14 protein-coding genes are annotated in these 22,505 nt (G+C 39.0%); 9 read left to right on the forward strand and 5 right to left on the reverse strand.

Features of this window, described 5'->3' with window-relative positions; all coding sequences use genetic code 11:
* Positions 1-16: 16 nt before the first annotated feature.
* On the reverse strand, positions 17-3,022 hold the full coding sequence (locus IR083_RS01940; protein WP_194223044.1) for a SusC/RagA family TonB-linked outer membrane protein: 3,006 nt from the start codon (positions 3,020-3,022) through the stop codon (positions 17-19).
* A 14-nt stretch (positions 3,023-3,036) separates the two neighbouring features.
* The gene (locus IR083_RS01945; RefSeq protein ID WP_194223045.1) at positions 3,037-4,320 is read right to left on the reverse strand and encodes a carbohydrate-binding protein; all 1,284 of its coding nucleotides are present in this window, start codon (positions 4,318-4,320) and stop codon (positions 3,037-3,039) included.
* Positions 4,321-4,890: 570 nt separating this feature from the next.
* Between IR083_RS01945 and IR083_RS01950 the strand changes: the two genes are divergently transcribed.
* The gene (locus IR083_RS01950; protein WP_194223046.1) at positions 4,891-7,467 is read left to right on the forward strand and encodes a hypothetical protein; all 2,577 of its coding nucleotides are present in this window, start codon (positions 4,891-4,893) and stop codon (positions 7,465-7,467) included.
* Between the two features lie 242 nt (positions 7,468-7,709).
* Positions 7,710-11,039 (forward strand): glycoside hydrolase family 2 protein, encoded by a 3,330-nt coding sequence (locus IR083_RS01955; RefSeq protein ID WP_194223047.1) that lies wholly within the window; start codon positions 7,710-7,712, stop codon positions 11,037-11,039.
* A gap of 129 nt (positions 11,040-11,168) precedes the next feature.
* Here the strand turns inward: IR083_RS01955 and IR083_RS01960 are convergent, their stop codons facing one another.
* Positions 11,169-11,741: a Crp/Fnr family transcriptional regulator gene (locus IR083_RS01960; RefSeq protein ID WP_194223048.1), complete on the reverse strand. Its 573-nt coding sequence runs from the start codon at positions 11,739-11,741 to the stop codon at positions 11,169-11,171.
* Positions 11,742-11,867: 126 nt separating this feature from the next.
* Between IR083_RS01960 and IR083_RS01965 the strand changes: the two genes are divergently transcribed.
* The 7 genes from IR083_RS01965 to IR083_RS01995 all read left to right on the forward strand — a co-directional run bounded on the left by IR083_RS01965 (position 11,868) and on the right by IR083_RS01995 (position 20,254).
* Positions 11,868-12,257 (forward strand): VOC family protein, encoded by a 390-nt coding sequence (locus IR083_RS01965; protein WP_044215403.1) that lies wholly within the window; start codon positions 11,868-11,870, stop codon positions 12,255-12,257.
* Between the two features lie 149 nt (positions 12,258-12,406).
* Positions 12,407-14,080: a DUF6377 domain-containing protein gene (locus IR083_RS01970; RefSeq protein WP_194223049.1), complete on the forward strand. Its 1,674-nt coding sequence runs from the start codon at positions 12,407-12,409 to the stop codon at positions 14,078-14,080.
* Between the two features lie 242 nt (positions 14,081-14,322).
* Complete coding sequence (locus IR083_RS01975; protein WP_194223050.1) at positions 14,323-15,396, forward strand: Gfo/Idh/MocA family protein; 1,074 nt, start codon at positions 14,323-14,325, stop codon at positions 15,394-15,396.
* A gap of 34 nt (positions 15,397-15,430) precedes the next feature.
* The gene (locus tag IR083_RS01980; RefSeq protein ID WP_194223051.1) at positions 15,431-16,900 is read left to right on the forward strand and encodes a Gfo/Idh/MocA family protein; all 1,470 of its coding nucleotides are present in this window, start codon (positions 15,431-15,433) and stop codon (positions 16,898-16,900) included.
* Positions 16,901-16,928: 28 nt separating this feature from the next.
* Positions 16,929-17,816, forward strand: coding sequence for a DUF1080 domain-containing protein (locus IR083_RS01985; RefSeq protein WP_194223052.1), 888 nt, complete (start codon positions 16,929-16,931; stop codon positions 17,814-17,816).
* A gap of 93 nt (positions 17,817-17,909) precedes the next feature.
* Entirely contained in the window at positions 17,910-18,824 is a 915-nt protein-coding gene (locus IR083_RS01990) for a sugar phosphate isomerase/epimerase family protein (protein ID WP_194223053.1), read from the forward strand.
* A 44-nt stretch (positions 18,825-18,868) separates the two neighbouring features.
* Positions 18,869-20,254 (forward strand): DUF1080 domain-containing protein, encoded by a 1,386-nt coding sequence (locus IR083_RS01995; RefSeq protein WP_194223054.1) that lies wholly within the window; start codon positions 18,869-18,871, stop codon positions 20,252-20,254.
* Positions 20,255-20,309: 55 nt separating this feature from the next.
* On the opposite strand, the gene IR083_RS02000 is transcribed toward IR083_RS01995, so the two are convergent.
* Positions 20,310-21,254, reverse strand: a complete 945-nt coding sequence (locus IR083_RS02000; RefSeq protein WP_194223055.1) for a DMT family transporter — start codon at positions 21,252-21,254, stop codon at positions 20,310-20,312.
* Positions 21,255-21,504: 250 nt separating this feature from the next.
* On the reverse strand, positions 21,505-22,494 hold the full coding sequence (locus IR083_RS02005; protein WP_194223056.1) for a DUF362 domain-containing protein: 990 nt from the start codon (positions 22,492-22,494) through the stop codon (positions 21,505-21,507).
* Positions 22,495-22,505: the final 11 nt, after the last annotated feature.

Raw genomic sequence — 22,505 nt, forward strand, 5'->3', positions numbered from 1 at the left:
TTTGCTTTTATAGTTATTAGAAAGAAAGATTGAATCCAAAATTTACAACCCTCATCATCGGATAAGCGCGTCCACTACCTTTTACATAGTTTTCAGGGTCATAGACCTTTATATTATCCCATGTCAGCAGATTCACTCCGTTGGCATATACCCTGAATACATCTATTCCCACTTTCCTTGTTAACCTTTCAGGAATCGTATAGCCTACTTCCAAACTCTTCAGGCGCAAATACTTATTATCTATTTGCCAGAAAGACGATGTATGGCGATTGTTACTGCTCTCTGCCATACGGGGATATTTCGCATCCCTGTTTTCGGGAGTCCATCTGTCCATCCATACAGCCAGAGGCGTATTGTTTTCGTTCCAGAATGGCATATTCTGGCCTGTAAGGAAATTGTATGACGAATTTGCTGCGCCTTGGAATAAAGCAGCGAGATCAAAGCCTTTCCATGAGAAGCCAAGTGTTCCCCCGAAAAATATTTCAGGTACCTGCGGATGACCAATCGGATACTGGTCATTATCATCTATGATACCATCACCGTTTATATCCAGATACTTTATATCACCGGGGCTGACCGGATTTTGTTGGTCGGCATGTCTTAGAATCTCTTCTTCCGATTGGAACAGTCCGAGAGAAATCCGTCCATATGGCTGCCCGATACGGTTACCCTGCGAGTACTTATAATCGTATTTCTGCGGCGATTCCGGTATTTTTTCTATTTTGTTGCGGGCAAATGACATATTCCCTCCCACATTATAGTAAAAGTCTTTACCGATACGTCCGCGCCACATACCGTCGATTTCAAATCCGCGATTACTCACCTCTCCGTCATTTGTAACAATAGATGAGAAACCATATATAGTCGGGATCGTACTTAATGACGTCAATATATCCCGTCTGTATTCATAAAAAGCATCTACCGTAAGTGAAAGCTGATCTTTGAAGAACTTGGCATCGATACCAAAGTTGTACTTTGTCGATTTTTCCCAAGTCAGATTCTCATTTCCCATTCTCAGCTCAGCCAAACCTGAGGTTCCGGCTGCATTCGGATAACCAAACTGAGGACCTTCCGCATCCTTATATAAACTCATATACAGGAAGCGGTCTACATCGCCAATGGCATCATTCCCTACCAATCCACACGATAAACGGAATTTGAGATAACTAACAATATCAGATTTCCAAAAGTCTTCCTGAGATATAAGATATCCTACAGAACCAGCAGGAAAGAATCCGAAACGGTTGCCCGGAGCAAAGTTTTCCGATCCATTATAGCCGGCATTAAATTCTGCAAAATATTTACTTTTAAAGCCATATGTAACACGCCCAACAATACCCATCCGGCGATATGGCAGCCGCTTGAGCGAATTATCATCTTTTATAAGCCTCTCTGACTGGTTGTATAATAACAGCCCGGTAATTTCGTGAATATCATTAAATGTGTTTGCATAAGAGATAGACGGTTCGAAATTGTATCGTGTTTCGTAAACATTGAGCCCCCAGCCATAACCGAGTTTCGATCCTTCATATAATCTTGTATATGTGCCGTCTTCATTGAACTGGAAGAAGTCATTGCTCCTGGTTCTTCTTTGCTCGAATGTATTATTAAAGTCGAATGAAAAATCAATATTTGCAGATAAGCCTTTCAATATTTTCGAGAAATCAGCCTTCATACCAACAGTTGCAGTAATCGCTGTTTCTTTCTGATCAGAGTAACCTCCATCCAGAATTTCAGCCACAGGATTGAAACTGGTTTTTTCGCGAGTCGACCATGTCCCATCAGGATTTTTGATAGGAGCCCTGTTCGGATTAGCCACCCTGATTCTGTCGAACACGGTTTCTGCAGATTCTTTCGGCTGGTGCTTCATACCCAGCACTCCTGCAAGGTTAACCTTTGCAGATAGAAAAGGACTAATTTTAAAGTCGGCATTTGTCCGGAAATTATATTTTTGATAGCTGATATTCGTATTAAAATCAGCATTATAATTTTCGAACTTATATAGCCCTCGCTGGTTTAACATACCTACCATTACAAAATATTTCGCAGTTTGATTTCCGCCCGATATTGTAAGATTGTATTGTTGTTGCGGCGCTGTATTTTTTATTAATTCATCAGCCCAGTTTATATTCGGATAATGATACGGATCAGTTCCATAACGGTAAGCGTTTAATTCTTCCTGAGAAAATATAGGATTATTACCATTATTGACATGATATTCATTAGACAGGACAGCCATTTCATACGAATTTACCATGTCGAACATCCGTGTCGGACTTTGAAAACCAAAATCGGCATTCAGCGTGACATGAGGCTTTCCTTCCTGCCCACGCTTTGTAGTTACCAAAACAACACCATTCGCTCCACGTACTCCATAGACTGCCGTGGCTGACGCATCTTTCAGTATAGAGATCGACTCTATTTCCTGTACACTCATATATTTAAAGTCTCGTTCGATACCATCAACAAGTATCAGAGGTTTTTGACTTCCCGTAAATGTACTGATACCACGAATGTAGAGGTCGGAATTATCGGCACCCGGTTCACCTGTTGTTTGCACCGTTACCAGTCCGGGCAGTTTTCCTGCCAGAGCGTTTGTCACATTCGCCGTAGGGCTCTGCTTCAGTTCTTTAGTAGACACTACTGATATAGCTCCTACTACCGAGGCTTTCTTCTGTTGACCATATCCTACAACCACAACTTCTTCGAGCGCCTTTGAATCGGGTTCCATTGCAATAGTAAGAAATTTGTTATCCTTGACATCAACAACTTTTGTAGCATAGCCGATGAAAGAGATTTGCAATTTTTCACCGATTGCAGCTTTTATTGTAAAATTTCCGTCTACGTCAGCCGAAACTCCTCCGGTTTTGCCTTGTACTATAATTGTTGCCCCGGTAAGTCCAATTCCGGTTTCATCTACAACCGTGCCTTTTATATCTATTGTCTGAGCTTGTATGAAAATTGGTATCATCATCAAGGCAAGCATCAACAACCTGCTATATTTTTTCTTTGTTTTTCTCATTGTTATTAGATTTATTATTCCTGACTGAAGTAATATTTAAGAATATTCTGACCATCTCCGAATACCATTTTCACTCTATGCTTACCGGCTGTAAGATGGAAACTGGCAGATGGAGTTTGCTTGATGAAGCCATCCCAATTACCGGAAGGTGTAGTATTTACAACCGCTGTTTCCGTTCCATCAATATATATTGTCACCTTAGTCGCTGATGGCCCCCCGGTATATGGACTGAAGCGATATTCTCCGTCTTCTTTTACATTCAATTCGTATTCTGCCCACGAATTATTGTCTACATTACCAAAGCCACCATCGCCGCGTATCTGCAATCCATTATAGGCAATTGCGGCATCTGCCCTTACTGTACCAGGAATACTCTTACCATCTATAATAAGAGGATATGTGCTTAATACAGCGTTATTTTCATCGAGCATGGAGACATTCACCTGAATATTGCTTTGTAGTTCATCCAACGGGAAAGAATAATCTGTCGCAGTCTTTTCTAAAGTTCTGGTGTTCGCAAAATTGTCGCCCCATGCAACACGATAACCTTCTACAAAGTCTACACCAGGATGCAGAGTCCATTTAACTCTTACCGAAGTTTCTTCATCACCTCCGGCAACATTCGCTAATGGGATATCGGACGATAAGACTGTGATACCTGCAGATTGATTGCCTGAAAAGTCGAAAGACTTAATTAAAACAGATTTAATACCTGCTTCGTCCTCAGTTCTCAATCTGATGACCTTTCCGCGAAGTGCCGAAGCAACACCTTCATCACTTCCATTAATGTATGCGACAGCATGAGAATAGTCAACGTCTCCGGAAAGGGTAAATGTAAGTATAGCATCCTTTATGGTTGTTCCCTTAAAGCTAATAATATCCTTTACATTGCCGGGTGCTACATTGTCCTGTCTAAATGGATAAGCAGACATGACCACTCCTACTGAATACAGGTTTTCTGAGTTTTTAGCCTTAACTTCGAACGAGTACTTTTCGAAGTTCTCCAGTCCGGTAAATTCCACTGCTTTATCCCCTTTAGAGACCACTTTGGATGTATTGTCATTCAGATTTGTAATTTCTATATGCGACACATTATCTTCAGGCGGGTCACTCCAGATTAGTTTTATGCTACCATCTCCGGACTCCGTCGTTAACATACCCACATCACTTGGCGGTATGTACGGATAAGGGTCATCGATAGGAGATACAGGGAAAGAACGTTCTTCACATGAGCTCAATAGAATTATGAGCAAGAACATAAACATTCTCGAAATCAAAGGAATCTTCTTTTTTCTCATAGTTAGACTTAAGTTTAAATAAATGATTAATAATTTCAATCAGTATACAAGTATTATATCTTTAGTTCCAGGTTTTTCATAGTGCAAACATAGCCGCAGCATATTAATAAGGTCATAAAAAAAAAGACAACACCCGGATAAAAATTATGATAAAATCATATAAAGGCTGGTAAGTTGACTAATAAAAACTGTTTTTCACTATTTATAATTTCTTCAAAATGTTAAAAGATTAAGACTACATGTCTTTTATCAAAGAGATTTTCAAATACAGGAAAGCCAGGTTACTGAAAAATTATTATGAAGTGTGTGTTTCCTGTTAAATCAGGAACACTATTCTGATTTTAGTAATAATTTACACATCAATTAAAGGAATCTGATGGAAAATAAAGCATCATCAGTTGGTAAAATAATTAACAAACAGATAAAAAAAAGGTAAATATTATAGAGGATTACCCTTATAGCTGGTGTATTTATATTTAGTTTTTTTATTTTTTGGCAAACATGAAGAATTATTCTAATTTTACAATATACTATAGTTTTCCTTAGTCATACAGAAAAGACACCTAATCGATGAATAAAGTAAGTTACCTGATTTTATTATTCCTATTGAGCCTTTGTTCTGCACATGCACAAGATAAATTAAATAAATTAGACTACGGGCTGTTTATAAAATCCCATCCGGAAAGTGATTCTCAAAAAACCGCATTTATTCTGGAGAATGGCTCTTCCTTGAAACTGGGAAAAGAGTTTACGATGTCATTTGAGATGTATATTCGTCCTGAATATTTATTTGGTATAGTGTTTCGTATTATCACGGATAAAAAGGAGAATATAGACCTGATGATCACAGTGAGCGATGATGATAAACGATATCCTCTTCTAGCAATTAATGAAGTAGCTTGTACTGTATCTCAAGAAATTATCCGTGAACAATGGGTTCCCGTCAGTATCACTTTATCGAGAGAACACAAGGAAATCACATTATCATATGGCTTGGCGACATTGACTAAACCTTACGATCTATCATCCTCTTCTGATGTCTATATTTCTTACGGGATATGTCCTGTCGAAAATTACGGAATTACCGACATTGCTTCTGTTAATATCAGGGATATTAAAATATTCCATAATGGGGCTCTGACCCGCTATTGGAAACTCAAAGAACATAATCAGAATATATCACTCGATTCAATATCACAAGTTCCGGCTATCGCAACTAATCCAAAATGGATTATAGATGATTATTCGTCATGGAAAAAAATATATTCGAAAAAAATTAAAGATAATTCCCAGTTTACATTCGATCAAGATCATCTGTTTTATATCGTATCGCCGGATTCTAAAAATATATCTGTCTTCGACTCAAAATCCGGAGGAGAAACGGAAATTATGTCCAAAAGTGGATATATGGTTGCCAATGTGGCAAATATGATTTACTTCGATACCATTAGAAATAATATAGTGACATATAATTTAGATGAAGATATAACATCTACGTTCTCTTTCGAAACGAATAGCTGGAGTTATCCCTCAAAACCAGTAAAAGAGCCGGGGTATATGAATAATACTGCGGTTTATCTGGCTAATGAATCTACTCTTTATTCTTTTGGCGGCTATGGATTTTATAAATATAACCACGACTTAGTAAAAATGAATACAGATGGGGGAAGTATGAAAAAGTTTCAACTATCTGAAATTTCACCCAGATTCTCTGCCTCTTCAGCAATTGTAGATAATCAGATGTATATATTCGGCGGACGTGGCAGTAAATCCGGGAGACAGGAACTATCTCCCCGCAATTATTATGACTTCTATTCTGTCAATCTCATTATGGGGCAAGCTAATAAGTTGTGGGAAGAGGAAAATATAGACGGAGATTTCATGCCTGGGGAAAACATGGTTTATGATAAGGATAGAGACTGTTTTTATCTGTTTACCACAAAAGACGGAGGAACTCTGTTTAAAATCAGTGCTGATAAAAAAGGATTCGAACAGATATCCTACCCTATTCATGAAGATCTCGAAGCCTTTTTCTTATACACGAATTTGTATTATTCAGCCTCTCAACAAAAACTATTTGCTCTTTTTTACAGAAAGGTCTCTGATACAGAATCCTTACTTTCTATTTACTCCCTCGATTTTCCGCCGGTTTATATAGCCGATCTACAGCAGGCGGTTGTTAAACAATCCGATAGTGAGGACGATTATCTATTGCCTATTGTTATTTCGATACTATCCGTTGCTATAATCTGTGCCGTATTTGCCCTGTTAGTAAAAATAAGAAGCAAAAAACAAGAAAACACCATATATAAGAGATTTACTACCACCGACAATGTACAAGAGAAAAGATCGGACGTAGAAAGAATTCCGGATGAGCTTGTTATCCAAAAACAAAATCATTACAATTTTGAAAAACAATCGGTCTGTCTTATCGGAGGGTTTACAGTAAAAGACAATAAAGGAAATGATATCACAGGAATGTTTACCCCAACTCTGAAATATTTGCTTGTTTTACTCATATTATATACACAGAAAGACGCAAGAGGGATATCCGGAAAGAAAATAATACAGCTCTTGTGGTTCGATAAGGATGAAGTTTCCGCAAAGAAAAACAGGAATGTATATTTTAGTAAACTCAGATCTATATTCGAAAGTGTGGGAGGCGTTGAAATCGGAAGCCAGAATGGCTTTTGGTCTGTTAAATTTGGCAAAAGTATCACTTGCGACTATTTTGAGGCGATGCAGTTGTTTTCTACAATAAAAGAAAGCCAATTCGATGACCGGGATTCGATAAACCGCCTTCTTGAATTACTGTTGAGAGGTGTATTATTACCTAATACTGAAACAGACTGGACAGATAATTTTAAAAGTGATTTTTCTAATCTGACGATAGATGTTTTGACTGATATATTACAAAGTGGAAAGTATCAACCGGATGATAATATGAAGCTTAATATCGCTGACACAATTCTTTTGCATGATTTTATAAATGAGGAAGCTCTATATCTGAAATGCTCGATTCTGTTTAACTCGGGAAAAAAAGGAATAGCCAAAAGTATTTACGATAATTTCTGCAAAGAATATTTTAACCTGCTGGGTGTACAATACAAATATTCTCTGACAGATGTGATAGAGAAGAAGTTTTAAAATTAGTTTTCTATTCTGATAAAATATAATTTATTCAGGGGCTTGTGAAAAACAAGCCTCTTTTATTTCATCATTTTTATATATAATATATAAGACCTCACATTTTAATCTTTTTTTTACCTAAAAGTTAATCAGACCGTTAATCTGTTTCGTCTTTATTTGCATAGTCCTACCGGAAAAGCCCGGCCTTTTCCCGATTGCAGAATCTGTATGTCTTAAATTATTATATAAATACCAGTTTCATGAAAAAAAATTATTTAAAGTTTATAGCAGCTATCCTTCTGTGTATGATATGTACAAATAAAGTACAGGCACAGTCCCCGATAGATTATAAATTTCCATTTAATCCGGTAAAAGGGTTAGTAAATGATGAAGAGAGGCCTTATCGCCAGGAATTATGTTTAAACGGAAAATGGGACTTTATGCCCGTTTATGATGCAAAAGCCTCAGATTTCCGGGTGCCGTCCACATTAAAAAAAGAGAGTGTTCCTATAAAAATACCATCACCTTGGAATGTAAATAATTTTACTGACGGACGAGGTGGTGATTTTATAGCCTATCCCAGCTATCCTAAAGAGTGGGAAAAAGCCAAAATAGGCTGGATGAAGAAAAATATATCTATACCGTCCGACTGGAATGGAAAACAGATAATACTTCATTTTGAAGGAGTAATGGGAAAAAGCGAAGTATATGTGAATGGGCAAAAGGTGGCGGATAACTTCGAGCTGTTCCTGCCCTTCGAAGCAGATATCACCCCCTATATCAAAGCCGGACAGGAAAATGAAATAATGGTCGGTGTTGCTAAAGGCAGTCTGTTCGATGAACCGGGTAAATACGGACGCCGGACATATGTAGGAGGTTCAATGTGGGGTATAGAAATGGCCGGGATCTGGCAAGATGTATACTTATTTGCATATAATCCTGTATATATACAAGATATTTTTATTCAGCCCGATGTGCAGAACAAGAATTTAAAAATAGAACTCGAAATAAATAATACCTCTGCCCAAAAGAAAACAATAAGCCTGAATACAGAGATAAAAAAATGGTATAATCTGGCCGGCCGTTCAATAAATGAAAGCCCTGAAGAAAAGAGCGAGCTTGCCACAAAAGCATCTCTCGTTTTTCCTGAAGAGAAGAAAGTGACATTAGGCGCAAATACCGTAACTAAAATTACCATACAAAGAGCCGTTTCTAATGAATTGGATTATTGGACACCTGATACACCAAATCTGTATGGAGCTGTAATAAGCCTGAAAGAAAATAATAAAACAATCGACATAAAGCAAGACAGATTCGGATGGCGGCAGTTTACCATATCCGGCGACCGTCTTCTGCTCAATGGAAAGCCTGTCTCATTAAGAGGCGACTCATGGCACTTTATGGGTGTGCCTCAAATGACCCGCCGTTATGCATGGGCATGGTTCAGCATGCTAAAAGATGCCAATGCAAATGCGGTACGGTTTCATGCTCAGCCTTTTCCACGCTTTTATCTGGATGTTGCCGACGAAATGGGAATATGCGTACTTGATGAAACCGGCATTTGGTCAAGCGATGGCGGTCCTAAAATTGATAGTGATAACTATTGGGAAAGTTGTGCCGAGCATATCCGCCGTCTGATAAAGCGGGATAAAAACCATGCATCAGTATTTGGTTGGAGTGTTTGCAATGAAACGGTACCTGTAGCTATGCACGTTTTTAAAGCTCCAGAGGCGCTTATTCAGAAGCAACTGGATGAAATAAACAGATGGGTTGAAATTACAAAGGAAGCAGACCCTACCCGCCCCTGGATTTCCGGTGATGGAGAAACCGACCGCCCGACACATCTACCTACAGTCATAGGACATTATGGAGGCATGGATGGCATGAGAAAATGGTCATCGGAAGGTAAACCCTGGGGCATAGGAGAACAAAGTATGGCATATTATGGAACACCCAAACAAGCCTCTGAATATAATGGAAACAGAGCATATGAAAGTATGCAGGGGCGGATGGAAGCCGTTGCTATTGAGAGTTATGGGTTAATAAAAACGCAGCGGGAGTTGAATGCGTCGTACAGCTCTATATTCAATATGGCCTGGTACGCTTTGCAACCACTCGAACTAGGGCTAAAAAATACAAAACGCCCACCTGTATCCGAAGATGGAATTTTCTTTGGATTCGAAGAAGGTGCATATGGCATGCAGCCTGAAAGGTTAGGGCCATATACAACAACACTGAATCCGGGTTACGACGCCTCACTACCACTATACCGTACATGGCCTCTATTCGAAGCTGTACGGAATGCAAACGCTACGCCTATACTTCCATATAATGACAAAATAAAAGATACAGCAGAGGTTGAGAATACAGTAAATCCAGCAGATGCAATTATAGTGTATGCTTCTCAAAGTTCTAAACTAAAAGAAGATTTAGAAAACATGGGGTTGAAAATCCTTACAGAGGGTAAAGTGACCAATAAGAGCCTTGTTATAGTCGACGGCAATAATTTAACGGATAACCTGTTACCTAAAATACAGAAAGCAATAGAAGCCGGAGCAAAAATATTTGTAATGGGTATTAACAGGCAATCAATAGACTTTATTAATAAATTTGCACCATATCCTGTGTCCTTAGAAGACAGGCAGGCTACATCTTTCCTGAAAGAAGGGACTCCTTTGCTCCTGCAAGGATTAAATCATTCCGATTTTTATTTCTCTGAACTGATCCCACGAGGAAAAACAGCTATGCATTATGGCTTGTCGGGTGATTTTGCTATGAAAGCAAATATTATCCTGAGAGCTTGTAATACAGATTGGCAGCGTTGGAATTATCAGGCGGAAACATCTAAGACAGGAAATGTTTTTCGTAGCGAACGTGAAGCTAAAGGTTCTGATATCGTAATTGCTTCTATAGAATCAGGAAACTCTGAAATTATCATATCCTCATTAGACCTGAGCGAAATTTCAATGGAAACCACCTCTCTATTGACAAAAATATTGTCTAATCTGGGGGCTACTATATCAAATGACAATATAAAAAATATGCAAGCCCTCAGCAGTGATGCCGGATTGTACCGTGCACTGTTGTTAGGCCCTTTAAGCAAAAATACCCAAAGCACCGAGAAGCTATTATCTACCGATTTTATACATGGCGAATCGTCTGTTGTTCCACAGTTAAATACTGTATCCGATAATGAGAGTTGGAAAGTTGCCACCAGTGATAATGATGGAATCTTCACTTTAGCCAAACCCGAAAGGGACAGAGTACCTGTGGCATATATGAGCTTCTGGATATATAGTCCGCGTTCTTTAAGCAATCTGCTGGCTGAACCGAATATGCCAAGTCTGGATATGTATGTAGGAGGAGAGGGAGGTATTACGGTTTACCTGAATAATAACCAGATAGCTTCTATGGAAATTACAGGAAAAGAAGAGAGTAAAATTCCTAACATTATGCTTGACAAAGGTTGGAACCATATGATAATAAAACTGGTGAATCCAAAGAATAATTTCCAGATAAAGTCAAATATACGCTTCGATTCTGCTGATAAAAACTTTATGAAACAAGTATTATCTTCTGTTGTAAGATAATCTCAGATATAACAAGGATAACTTTAATTTCAGTTTTAGATGAACAATCCTGCCTGTTAAGGGCAGGATTGTTTTATATTATGAATGCAACAATACATCCTATATTGTATCTTAACAGACATCAGGAACTTATAAGATTCCGGAACGTACCCGGCTCAATGTCTCCGGAGTCATCAGTAGATAAGTAGCAATATGCGCAACAGAAGCCCTGCGGGCAGCTTCCGGATATTCGAGACAAAAACGCTCATACCGCTCCCGTGCACTCTCAAACCTCCATGAATCAGCCTTACGCTGCGATACTATCAGATCTTGTTCTACGATCCGTCTGTACAATCTGTTGATATCAGTATAACGATCACACAATTGCTGAAACTGACTATAATTCAAGTGATAGATAACAGAAGGCTCTATTGTTTCCATCAATAAAGTAGTCGGCTCTTTCAAAAACAAACTTTCTATACAGAATACCACATCCCCCTCGCAAGAGAAATGTTCGGATATATCCCGTCCGTCTTTATAATAGAACTGCCTGACCATACCTATCTCAACAATATACATATCTGTACAGACCTCATGGAGGTTTAATACAACTGTTTCTTTCGGATATGTTTTCCGAATAAGTATTGAGTCCAACTCCCTCACAGCCTCATGCGATAAAACCATGTCATAGCCCTTAGCGAGCTTCTCTGCCACACCTATCATATTCACTTCAATTAAGCGCCTTAAAGATAACCATTCCCCGTACATTTTACGAAATTGACGCTCGTCATTTCATAAAATCAATTCAGCATGTATCTTTGGGCAACAATAATCATCAGTAAATATATTATGAGAATAGAACATTTAGCTATATGGGTCGAAGATATTGAACGAATGCGCAAATTTTATCTTAAATACTTTGACACAACATCCAATGAAAAATATTTTAATCCGAAAAAAAATTTCACCTCATATTTTATAAAATTTAATGATGGAGGATGCCGGATAGAATTGATGAACCGTCCCGATATTTCAAGTAATCCCGGAAACAGAGGATTGATTATGGGAAATACACATTTTGCCGTTACAGTAGGTAGCAAAGAAGCTGTGAATGAACTGACGGAACTCCTCCGTAAAGATGGATATATAATAGAAGGCGAGCCCAGAACATCAGGCGACGGTTACTATGAGAGTGTAATATCAGACCCTGAAGGCAATATTGTTGAGATAATAGCTTAGCATATAGAGGGGATTCTTTATAATCGAAGATATGCTTAAGTTGTGAATTTTATACAAAATTTGACCTGTATCATTTCGCATCTGAATATAATCAGATACATTTGTATTTCATCAAACAGATGTGCCCCAAGACAAGGTTATAAAGAACCATGAGAAACAAAAGAAGTATACGTCAAAAGTATTATATTATACCTCTTATTCTTTTCATTTTTTCTATTTCATTATATGGAAAAGATGATTTGAAATCCATGTCTGATTATCTGGATCACATAATTGATAATAAAGAACAATTTACAGAACAGAAAGAAAAAGGAATCAGTAACCTGAAAAAGCTGTTGGAAAAGAAACCTTCTTCCTCAGAATATGAATATGAAATAAACCTCAGGCTATACAACGAATACAAGAAATTTAAACTGGATTCGGCAATACATTATGCTGAAAGAAATGTACAGATCGCAGAATCTCTGAATAATCAAAATCTGAAATACAATTCAAACATTAATCTTGCCAAGGTTTATTCCTATGCCGGAAGATTACTCGAATCGGAGAAAATACTGACAAGCCTGGATTCGAGCAAACTTCCAAAAGATCTGTTGGCCGAATATTATGAAACATATTCCCGGTTTTACGAACACTACGGAGCTACAAGTAACCAGAGTAAATACTATCATCAGGTGGAAATGTACAGAGACTCATTGCTAGGTGTCTTGGATCAATCTTCTTTTTTATATAAGATTAATATTGCCCACAGATATATCACTTTGCGAAATACGGAAAAAGCATCCGAGCTACTGAACGATCTGCTCAACACAGAAGATATCGACACGCCTGAATATGCTTTAATTACTCATTATCTAGGATCAATAAACGGTATGAAGGGCAATACCGAACTGGAAAAAAAATATTATACTATGTCAGCCATAGCTGATATAAAAAACTCCATTAAGGAAAATGCCTCTTTTCAACGCCTGGCGGTTATATATTATAATAGTGACGATATATCAAAAGCATTCAAGTATACACAATCTGCCATCGAAGATGCTGTTTTCTCGGGAGTTCAGTTCCGTACTGCAGAAATGTCAAAGTTCTATTCGATTATCAATGCTTCGTATCAGGCAAAAGAGACAAAGACAAACAGTAAATTAAAAACTTATCTAATATTGATCAGCCTGTTGTCTCTATTTCTCATTTTACTGGTGATATATATCTATAAGCAGATGAAAAAATTATCCCGGATTAAAGAAGAACTGTCCGCAACCAATAAAAAGCTGATTACTCTGAATGAAGAGATTAACGGTACCAATAATCTGCTGAACGAAAGGAATGAACAGCTATGGGAATCGAACCAGATCAAGGAACAATATATTGCTCAATTTCTGGATCTTTGCTCGACTTACATCGACAAAATGGAGGATTATCGTAAGACCCTTTACAAGTTGGGCATAAACAGGCACTATGAAGAGCTGATTAAAAAATTGAAATCGACCACAGTAGTTGATAAAGAACTGGATGACTTATATGCACATTTTGACAATACCTTTTTAAGTCTGTACCCCACATTTGTATCCGATTTTAATTCCCTTCTGGCAAAAGAAGAGCAGGTTACACTCAAAACGGAAGACCTGCTAAATAAGGAATTACGGATTTATGCCCTCTTGCGGCTAGGCATAACAGACAGTACTAAGATCGCAAGTTTTTTACGCTGCTCTATGAGTACAATTTACAACTACCGGACAAAGATGAGAAACAAAGCCGCGTCCAATCGTGATGAGTTTGAAGAAATGGTTATGAAAATAGGAACAATAAGCAAAAGAACAGAATAAATTTATTCTAACCGATCTACATTTTTCAACTTCAGAAAAAGACTTACAATCTATATATCAACAACATATACACAAACTACTTCTACAAAATACTACTTAGAAAAATCGACCTACATCATTTCCAGTTAGTTTTGTAATAAAGAGGAAAACCCGAAGTATTTTTTACCATGAAAGGCAATTGAAGCTTTTTATCTGACGCTTTTCCTCTATAAATTAACAAATGATCTTTTATCGTTAATAGCATGAATACTAAAATTAAAGTCGGACTCATAGGGTTTGGCAGAATGGGAAGGTTTTATCTTCAGGAAATGCAGAAGAGTGGGCGGTGGAACGTGGCTTATATATGTGATGTAAGTCCAAGTTCACGGGAGCTGGCCAGAAAACTTTCTCCGGAATCTGAAATTATAGAAAACGAACAGAAAATATTTGATGACCCCACAGTACAGGTTGTTGGCCTGTTTGCCCTGGCAAACTCAAGAAAGGAACAGATAGAGAGAGCTATTCAAAGCGGAAAACACGTCATCTCCGAAAAACCGATAGCAGATACTATTACAAGGGAATGGAACGCTGTGAGTGTTGCAGAAAGCACAGATTTGTTCTCTACCGTAAATCTATATCTGCGCAATTCATGGTATCATAAATTAATCAAAGATTTTATACAAAAAGGTGAAATCGGCGAACTGGCCATCATACGTATATGCCACCTTACACCGGGACTCGCTCCCGGAGAAGGGCATGAATACGAAGGCCCTTCATTTCACGATTGCGGAATGCATTATGTCGATATCGCACGCTGGTACACCGACTGCAATTTCAGAACATGGAATGCGCAGGCTGTACGGATGTGGAATTATAAAGACCCGTGGTGGCTACAATGTCACGGCACATTTGAGAATGGTGTTGTCTTCGATATTACACAAGGACACGTATATGGACAATTATCGGCCAAGCAAACACACAACTCATATATAGATATGATTGGGACTGAAGGTATTGCCCGTATGACGCACGACTTTAAAACAGCTGTGGTCGAACTACACGGAGTAACCCAGACTATACGGGAAGAAAGGCCATTCGGAGGCAAAAACATTGACGTATTATGTAACCTGTTTGCCGATTCTATAGAATCGGGCGTCAGACACCCCAACTTGCCAACATTGCGAGACTCGGCCATATCTTCAGAATATGCATGGGAATTTCTGGAAGATGCCAAGAGTAAGGACCTGCCGGCTATAGGAGAAATACAGACTCTGGAAAAAATACTGCAAAGAAGAAAAACAATGAAAAACGGGTATGGCCTGTTACAACAAATATAATATTTCAGTTACTAATAAATACAATTTTTAAATTATGTCAGACTTTTCAAGAAGAAAGTTCCTGAAAACAGGAGCTACAGCATTAGCCGGACTAGCAGTAGTACCCAATACCGTTCTGGGAAAATCATTCGGACATGTTGCCCCTAGTGATAAGCTTAACATCATAGGTGTGGGTGTAGGCGGTCGTGGGGCACACGTCTTAAGGAGTATGAATTCTCAGAATATCATAGGACTATGTGATGTGGACTGGAAATATAGCGCAAATGTATTTAAAGAATACCCCAACGCAAAGAAATATTACGATTATCGTAAAATGTTTGAGGAACTGGGAAAAGAGGCCGACGGGGTAATGATTGCAACGGCAGACCATACACATGCTATTGTAGCGGCCGAAGCTATGACAATGGGAAAACACGTGTATGTAGAAAAACCATTGACCCATACTGTCTATGAATCACGCCTGCTGACAAAACTGGCAGAAAAGTATAAGGTTGCGACACAAATGGGTAATCAGGGCTCATCCGGTGAAGGCGTGCGCAAGATGTGCGAATGGATATGGAACGGTGAGATAGGCGAAATAACAAAAGTGGAAGCCTTTACCGACCGTCCTATCTGGCCACAAGGACTTAACCGTCCTGAAAAAGGAGAAAAAGCTCCGAATACCCTCAACTGGGATCTATTCCTCGGACCTGCAAAATATCGTGAGTATAACTCCATTTATACACCGTGGAACTGGCGCGGCTGGTGGGATTTCGGAACTGGCGCGTTGGGAGATATGGCCTGCCATATCCTACATCCTGTTTTTAAGGGCTTAAAGTTAAGTTACCCGACCAAGGCACAGGCAAGTTCAACCCTTCTTCTGACCGACAGCGCTCCTACCGCCCAAACTGTAGAACTAACATTCCCGGCCAGGGAAAATATGCCTAAAGTAGCAATGCCTGAGGTTAAAGTAATCTGGTACGACGGAGGATTGAGACCAAGGCTGCCTGAAGGATTCCCTGCCAATAAAGATTTGAATGATGAAGGAGGCGGCGTGATATTTCATGGAACAAAAGACACTCTCATCTGCGGTTGCTATGGTGTACGCCCATGGTTGCTTTCAGGCAGAACCCCGAGCGCACCTAAAGTATTAAGAGAAGTGACAACTTCCCACGAAATGGATTGGGTACGTGCATGTAAAGAAGATGCTTCGAACCGTATTGAGACTGCATCACCTTTCAGCGAAGCCGGACCGTTTAACGAAATGGTGGTTATGGGCGTGCTTGCTGTGAGATTACAATCCCTTAATCAGGAATTGCATTGGGACGGACCAAATATGAAATTTACCAATATCGATCCGAACGCAACCATCCGCACGGTTATCAAAGACGGTTTCCAGATTAAAGACGGGCATCCGACATTCGATAAGACATGGACTGACCCGGTAAATGTGCAGGCTTATGCGCAGGAGTTGATCAAACATACTTACCGTGAAGGGTGGAAACTCCCTGAAATGCCAAGATAAACCATATAATAATATAAAAAATAGAGTGATGAATAAATCTTTATATACAATCAGTTGCATCCTGTTATCAGGCTTTATGGCAGCATGTGGCGGTAGTTCCAAAAAGTCTGAAAGCAGCAATACTAATATGGACGAAAATAAAACAGCAGAAAGCAAGTTGCCTGAATATAGAGCACTTGATAAGCCGCAAGTTAACTTATCCGAATTCAAAACAGACAAAGATGGCTACATTATCCTGTTTGACGGAACAGACATGAAAGGCTGGCGTGGATACGGCAAAGATAATGTTCCGGGAAAATGGACAGTAGATAATGGAGCTATTAAATTCAATGGTTCGGGTGGTGGAGAAGCGCAAGACGGAGACGGAGGCGACCTGATCTTTGCACATAAGTTCAAAAATTTCGAACTCGAACTGGAATATAAAGTGGCCAAGGGAAGTAATTCCGGTATATTTATTTTGGCACAAGAAATAGAATCCAAAGATCCCAAAACAGGAGAGATGAGAATGGAGCCTATTTATATTTCTTCTCCCGAAGCACAGGTTTTAGATAACGAAAATCACCCTGATGCAAAATTGGGTAAAGATAACAACCGCAAATCGATGTCATTATATGATATGATTCCGGCTAAACCACAAAACGCGAAGCCTTTCGGAGAGTGGAACCAGGCTAAGATAATTGTCTCTAAAGGAACTGTGGTACATGGGCAGAACGGAGAAAACGTGGTTGAATATCATCTTTGGACTCCACAATGGACAGATATGCTGCAAGCAAGCAAATTCAGTGAGGAAAAATGGCCGCTGGCTTTCGAATTATTAAATAATGTGGGAGGGCCAGACCGGGAAGGATATATCGGACTTCAGGATCATGGAGATGATGTATGGTTCCGTAATATACGTATAAAGGTTTTAGATTAATAGTTTTTAGAGTTTGGTTATCAACTCCATAGGGGAGTTTAAGGATTCTCCTATGGAGTATGTTTTAGTATTTACAATCCAGAAATAAATATCATGAAAAATAACTTCTACTTACTGTTGGTATTAGCTTCATTAATAATATTACCACAAACGATTCTGGCACAGAACAAAGAAAATGCAAAAAAGGATATAGCCATACAGTTATATTCAGTCAGGGATAGAATTGGCAGTTATGTAAATCAAACAGGCAAGTATGATACCGATTATACAGCAATACTGAAAGAACTGGCACAAATGGGATATACCGCAGTGGAAGCAGCCGGATATAATGATGGTAAATTCTATAACCGCACACCACAGGAATTCAGAAAAGACGTAGAAACAGCGGGACTGAAAGTCCTGTCTTCGCATTGCACTAAACCGCTGGCACCCGAAGAACTGGCTTCCGGTGACTTTACAGAATCTTTAAAATGGTGGGATACAGCAATTAAAGCACATAAAGATGCCGGAATGACTTATATTGTTACCCCCTGGTTGGAGGTACCGAAGACAGTTAAAGACTTAAAAACGTATTGTGATTATTACAACGAAATAGGTAAAAGATGTAAAGCTAACGGACTGAAATACGGATATCATAACCATGCTCATGAATTTCAGAAAGTAGAAGACAAAGTAGTGATGATGGACTTTATGATTGAAAATACAAATCCTGAATTTGTATTTATCGAAATGGACGTATATTGGGTCGTAATAGGCAAAAATAGTCCGGTCGATTATTTTAACAAATATCCGGGCAGATTCTCTGTGCTGCATATAAAAGACCATCGTGAGATCGGACAAAGCGGGATGGTCGGATTTGACGCCATCTTTAAGAATGCCGAAACAGCCGGTGTAAAGCATATCATCGTCGAAGTAGAGAAATATAGTACGACTATTGAGGAAAGTATAAAAACCAGTCTGGATTATCTTTTAAATGCCCAATTTGTGAAAGCCAGCTATAGTAAATAATTAGGTTTTCTATCTGTATAAAAATTGAAACAAGCCTTTGACATATGAGTCGGACAATAATATTACTACTCGTTTTAAGTTCCATTTGGTTAAGCTCCTGCACCGATTCTAAAAGCAGGATATTATTTAATGGTAATGAAAATAAAGATTGGCAGACTGCCGGTAATGTCTCTATAAATGACAGCACGCTAATACTCTCAGGGCCAAACTCCCGTGCCACCCTGAAAAACGGTGAATATAAAGATTTCGATTTAAAGTTGGTATTACGAACCACTCAAAATGGCAAAGGCTTTATCTGTTTTCATACTGATGATTCCGGTAAAGGCTACCGGATAGCGATTAACAACGACGCTACAGATCCGATATGGTGGAGAATGACAGGCAGCCTCTTATCTGTGCGCAACCTCACCAAAAGTCTGGTAAAGGACAACCAGTGGTTTACTATGAATATCCGGGTAGAAGGTCAATCCATAGCAGTGAAAGTGAATGGAGAGCCTGTTGTAGAATATATAGAACCCGCACATCCCTTACGTATATCACCAAATGAAAAATGCATTCTCTCGAGTGGTACAATTTCGGTAGCAAGCAAAGGGGCCGGAGCTATAGAGTTTAAAAATATCTCGATCGAAGCACTCGACAGAAAAGACATAAATATTCCGGCACAACTTGCCATTGCTAAAGACGAACAAAACGATGATATACTTCATCTCCATCAGGAAGACTTTCCGGTTCTCGATTATCATGTACATTTAAAAGGAGGATTTACGAAGGAAGCAGCCGCAAAACAATCACGGAAAACAGGTATTAACTATGCCGTTGCTCCTAACTGTGGAATTGGATTTCCGGTTACAAACGACATAGAAGTATTTAACTTTCTGGACACAATGCGTACCCAACCCTTCATACTTGCCATGCAAGGCGAAGGCCGGGAATGGGCAACAACTTTCTCTGAAAAAGCCCGGCACGGGTTTGACTTTGTGTTTACGGATGCTTTGACCTTTAATGACCTGAGAGGGCAACGGGTACACTTATGGGTAAATGAAGAAGTTGTGATCAATGATGAACAACAATACATGGACATGATTGTTGACCGGATATGTTCGGTTTTGCAAGAGCCGGCTGATGTATACGTTAACCCGTTCTTCCTTCCTGAACAAATGAATGACCGTTACGATGCATTCTGGACTGAAGACAGAATAGATAAAGTCATCGATGCGCTCGTTAAAAGTGGTATGGCTTTAGAAATAAATGAACTATACAGCATTCCCAACAAAGCAATCATAATGAAAGCAAAAAGAGCCGGAATTAAATTTACTTTTGGCTCAAATAATATTAGCCCGGAAATGGGAAGACTGGAATATTCCATACGCATGAAAAGAGAATGTAACTTGATGCAACTAGATATGTACAAGCCAAAAGTTAAACTTTGAATATTAGCAATCAATATTTCCCCACCTACAGTTATAAGAGCCTACCGAGAATATTTTATTTCCATCTGAAATACTTTTTCAGAACCCGCCCTACATTATTTACGGCTGTATGAAGTTTAAGAGGTGTAATGGATTTCCCGGCTATAATAATGATAACAGCCGATAAAATCAAAACAATACCTGTAGCTAACCTTATCGTAAGGACCTCTCCAAAAATCGCTATACCGATAATCACGGCCGTAAGCGGTTCCAATGCGCCCATTATAGCAGTCGGCGTAGAACCAATAGCATGCACAGCCTTAACCATCGTAATCAAAGATATAACAGTGGGAACCAATGCCAACATGGCAGCCCACATCCACATAGTAGGCGTTGTAAGTAGTTGCAAATGGTTATTTGTCTCGAAGAATGAATGTACTACAATTACCAGCATACAAAAAACCAAAACATAAAATGTAAGTTTTACGGACGACATCATTAAAGTTGATTTGTTCACAACTATTATGTAAACCGCATATGTCAGGGATGACAACATTACCAATAATACCCCTATTGAGCTTAGTGTACTCCCACCCTCTCCCTTATAAAGCAGTGCTATTCCTCCGAGAGCCAATGAAATAGACAATATGGTTACCATCGATAGTTTCTCTTTAAAGAATAGAGCCATTATAACAGCCACCATCACAGGATAAACAAAAAGAATCGTAGACGCTACGCCGGCATCCATATAGTGAAAACTGGTGAATAAGGACAAAGCAGAAGTGGCAAATAATATGCCTAAAACGCCCAATATGCCTAATTCCTTTTTAGTTACAGCAAATGATTTCTTTTGTACAAGCATTATTCCGGCAAGTATTATAGCAGCCAGAGAAAACCTGTAAAATAATACAGAATTTACATTTAGTCCTTCCTTATACAGGTACAAGGCGCCAAGAGGATTTGTCCCATAGCTTACAGCAGCGATAACGCCGTATATAGTACCTTTTAGTTTTGTGCTCATTTTTTCAACTTTTCTACGGGATGCAAAAGTAGATAAATAGTCTGTTAATTCCTTTTATAGTAAAAGAGAAATATTGGTGCTTATGGAAAGCTTGTCTGGTAAAACATTAAATAATGATGCCGGAAAACCAATATACGGCCTATGATATATTACAATAAAATAAATCCTACAGGCTTTACATACCCATAGGATTTACTGAACACACTCTTCTCTATAGTTTAGCTACAATTTATTACGAAAAAGTAATTTATCAATCAAGATTTACCAGCTCATATTTCTGGCTGCCCATACCGATTTTCTCTGCATGTACCAAAGCATGCGCTCCATTCTTCGACTCCATGCGTTCTACCAGATGGATTTTACCATGGTCGGTAGAGGCATACACCTGATCTACACAGGCTTTATCCAATGCAACAGGATCTAGTGAAGCCAAAATGCCAACATCTCCCATTTCGGGGTTAGCGGGATTTGAATCACAGTCACAATCGACTGATAAATTATTCATTACGCTTATATAAATGATCTTTCCTGCGGCATGGTCAGCAACAGCTTTAGCTGCTTCCGACATTGTTTCCAGAAATTCTTCCTGCGTAGGACTTCCCCAATCGGTAGTACTAGCTCCCCCTGAGTGAATCAGGCGTTTACCGTTAGCAGAAGCAATACCGATGGACATATTCTTGATAGCTCCCCCAAAGCCGGCCATTGCATGGCCTTTGAAATGCGAGAGTATAACAGTAAAGTCATAATTCAGAAAGTTCTTACCTACAATGTCCCGGGTAATATGTGAGCCTCCTGTTACAGGCAAGTCCACTTCTCCGTCAGCATCCATTATATCTACTTTTGCAATATCCATAAAACCGTGATCGCGCGCAGCTTTCAGGTGAAGTTCTGTACTGGATCGGTTTCCGCCATAGGCAGTATTACATTCGATGATAGTACCATTCACAGACTGTACCAAATCCTTAATCAAGGTTGGCTTAAGGAAGTTCTTTCCTCCGGGTTCTCCCGTGCTGACTTTTATGGCTACATTATTCCCCTTTGCTTCGCGCCCCAAAGCCTTATAAACACGCATAAGGCTTTCAGGTGTAATTTCTTTCGTAAAATAAACTTTAGGTAAGCTGTTTTCTTCTGTTGCTTCTTCGGATTGGCTTTTCTTTTCTTTGTTGTTTGAGGAACATCCGTATACAGAAACGATACAGAATGCGAATAGAACAAACAAAGTAAAATGTGTCTTTTTCATTGCTTCTGTTT

This window comes from Dysgonomonas sp. GY75 (assembly GCF_015234155.1).
Classification (GTDB): Bacteria; Bacteroidota; Bacteroidia; order Bacteroidales; family Dysgonomonadaceae; genus Dysgonomonas; species Dysgonomonas gadei.

What these genes read in the sequence shown, in the direction of transcription:
- IR083_RS01940 (WP_194223044.1), bottom strand. Translation starts at nt 3,022, where the DNA reads ATGAGAAAAACAAAGAAAAAATATAGCAGGTTGTTGATGCTTGCCTTG.
- IR083_RS01945 (WP_194223045.1), bottom strand. Translation starts at nt 4,320, where the DNA reads ATGAGAAAAAAGAAGATTCCTTTGATTTCGAGAATGTTTATGTTCTTG.
- IR083_RS01950 (WP_194223046.1), top strand. Translation starts at nt 4,891, where the DNA reads ATGAATAAAGTAAGTTACCTGATTTTATTATTCCTATTGAGCCTTTGT.
- IR083_RS01955 (WP_194223047.1), top strand. Translation starts at nt 7,710, where the DNA reads ATGAAAAAAAATTATTTAAAGTTTATAGCAGCTATCCTTCTGTGTATG.
- IR083_RS01960 (WP_194223048.1), bottom strand. Translation starts at nt 11,741, where the DNA reads ATGATAGGTGTGGCAGAGAAGCTCGCTAAGGGCTATGACATGGTTTTA.
- IR083_RS01965 (WP_044215403.1), top strand. Translation starts at nt 11,868, where the DNA reads ATGAGAATAGAACATTTAGCTATATGGGTCGAAGATATTGAACGAATG.
- IR083_RS01970 (WP_194223049.1), top strand. Translation starts at nt 12,407, where the DNA reads ATGAGAAACAAAAGAAGTATACGTCAAAAGTATTATATTATACCTCTT.
- IR083_RS01975 (WP_194223050.1), top strand. Translation starts at nt 14,323, where the DNA reads ATGAATACTAAAATTAAAGTCGGACTCATAGGGTTTGGCAGAATGGGA.
- IR083_RS01980 (WP_194223051.1), top strand. Translation starts at nt 15,431, where the DNA reads ATGTCAGACTTTTCAAGAAGAAAGTTCCTGAAAACAGGAGCTACAGCA.
- IR083_RS01985 (WP_194223052.1), top strand. Translation starts at nt 16,929, where the DNA reads ATGAATAAATCTTTATATACAATCAGTTGCATCCTGTTATCAGGCTTT.
- IR083_RS01990 (WP_194223053.1), top strand. Translation starts at nt 17,910, where the DNA reads ATGAAAAATAACTTCTACTTACTGTTGGTATTAGCTTCATTAATAATA.
- IR083_RS01995 (WP_194223054.1), top strand. Translation starts at nt 18,869, where the DNA reads ATGAGTCGGACAATAATATTACTACTCGTTTTAAGTTCCATTTGGTTA.
- IR083_RS02000 (WP_194223055.1), bottom strand. Translation starts at nt 21,254, where the DNA reads ATGAGCACAAAACTAAAAGGTACTATATACGGCGTTATCGCTGCTGTA.
- IR083_RS02005 (WP_194223056.1), bottom strand. Translation starts at nt 22,494, where the DNA reads ATGAAAAAGACACATTTTACTTTGTTTGTTCTATTCGCATTCTGTATC.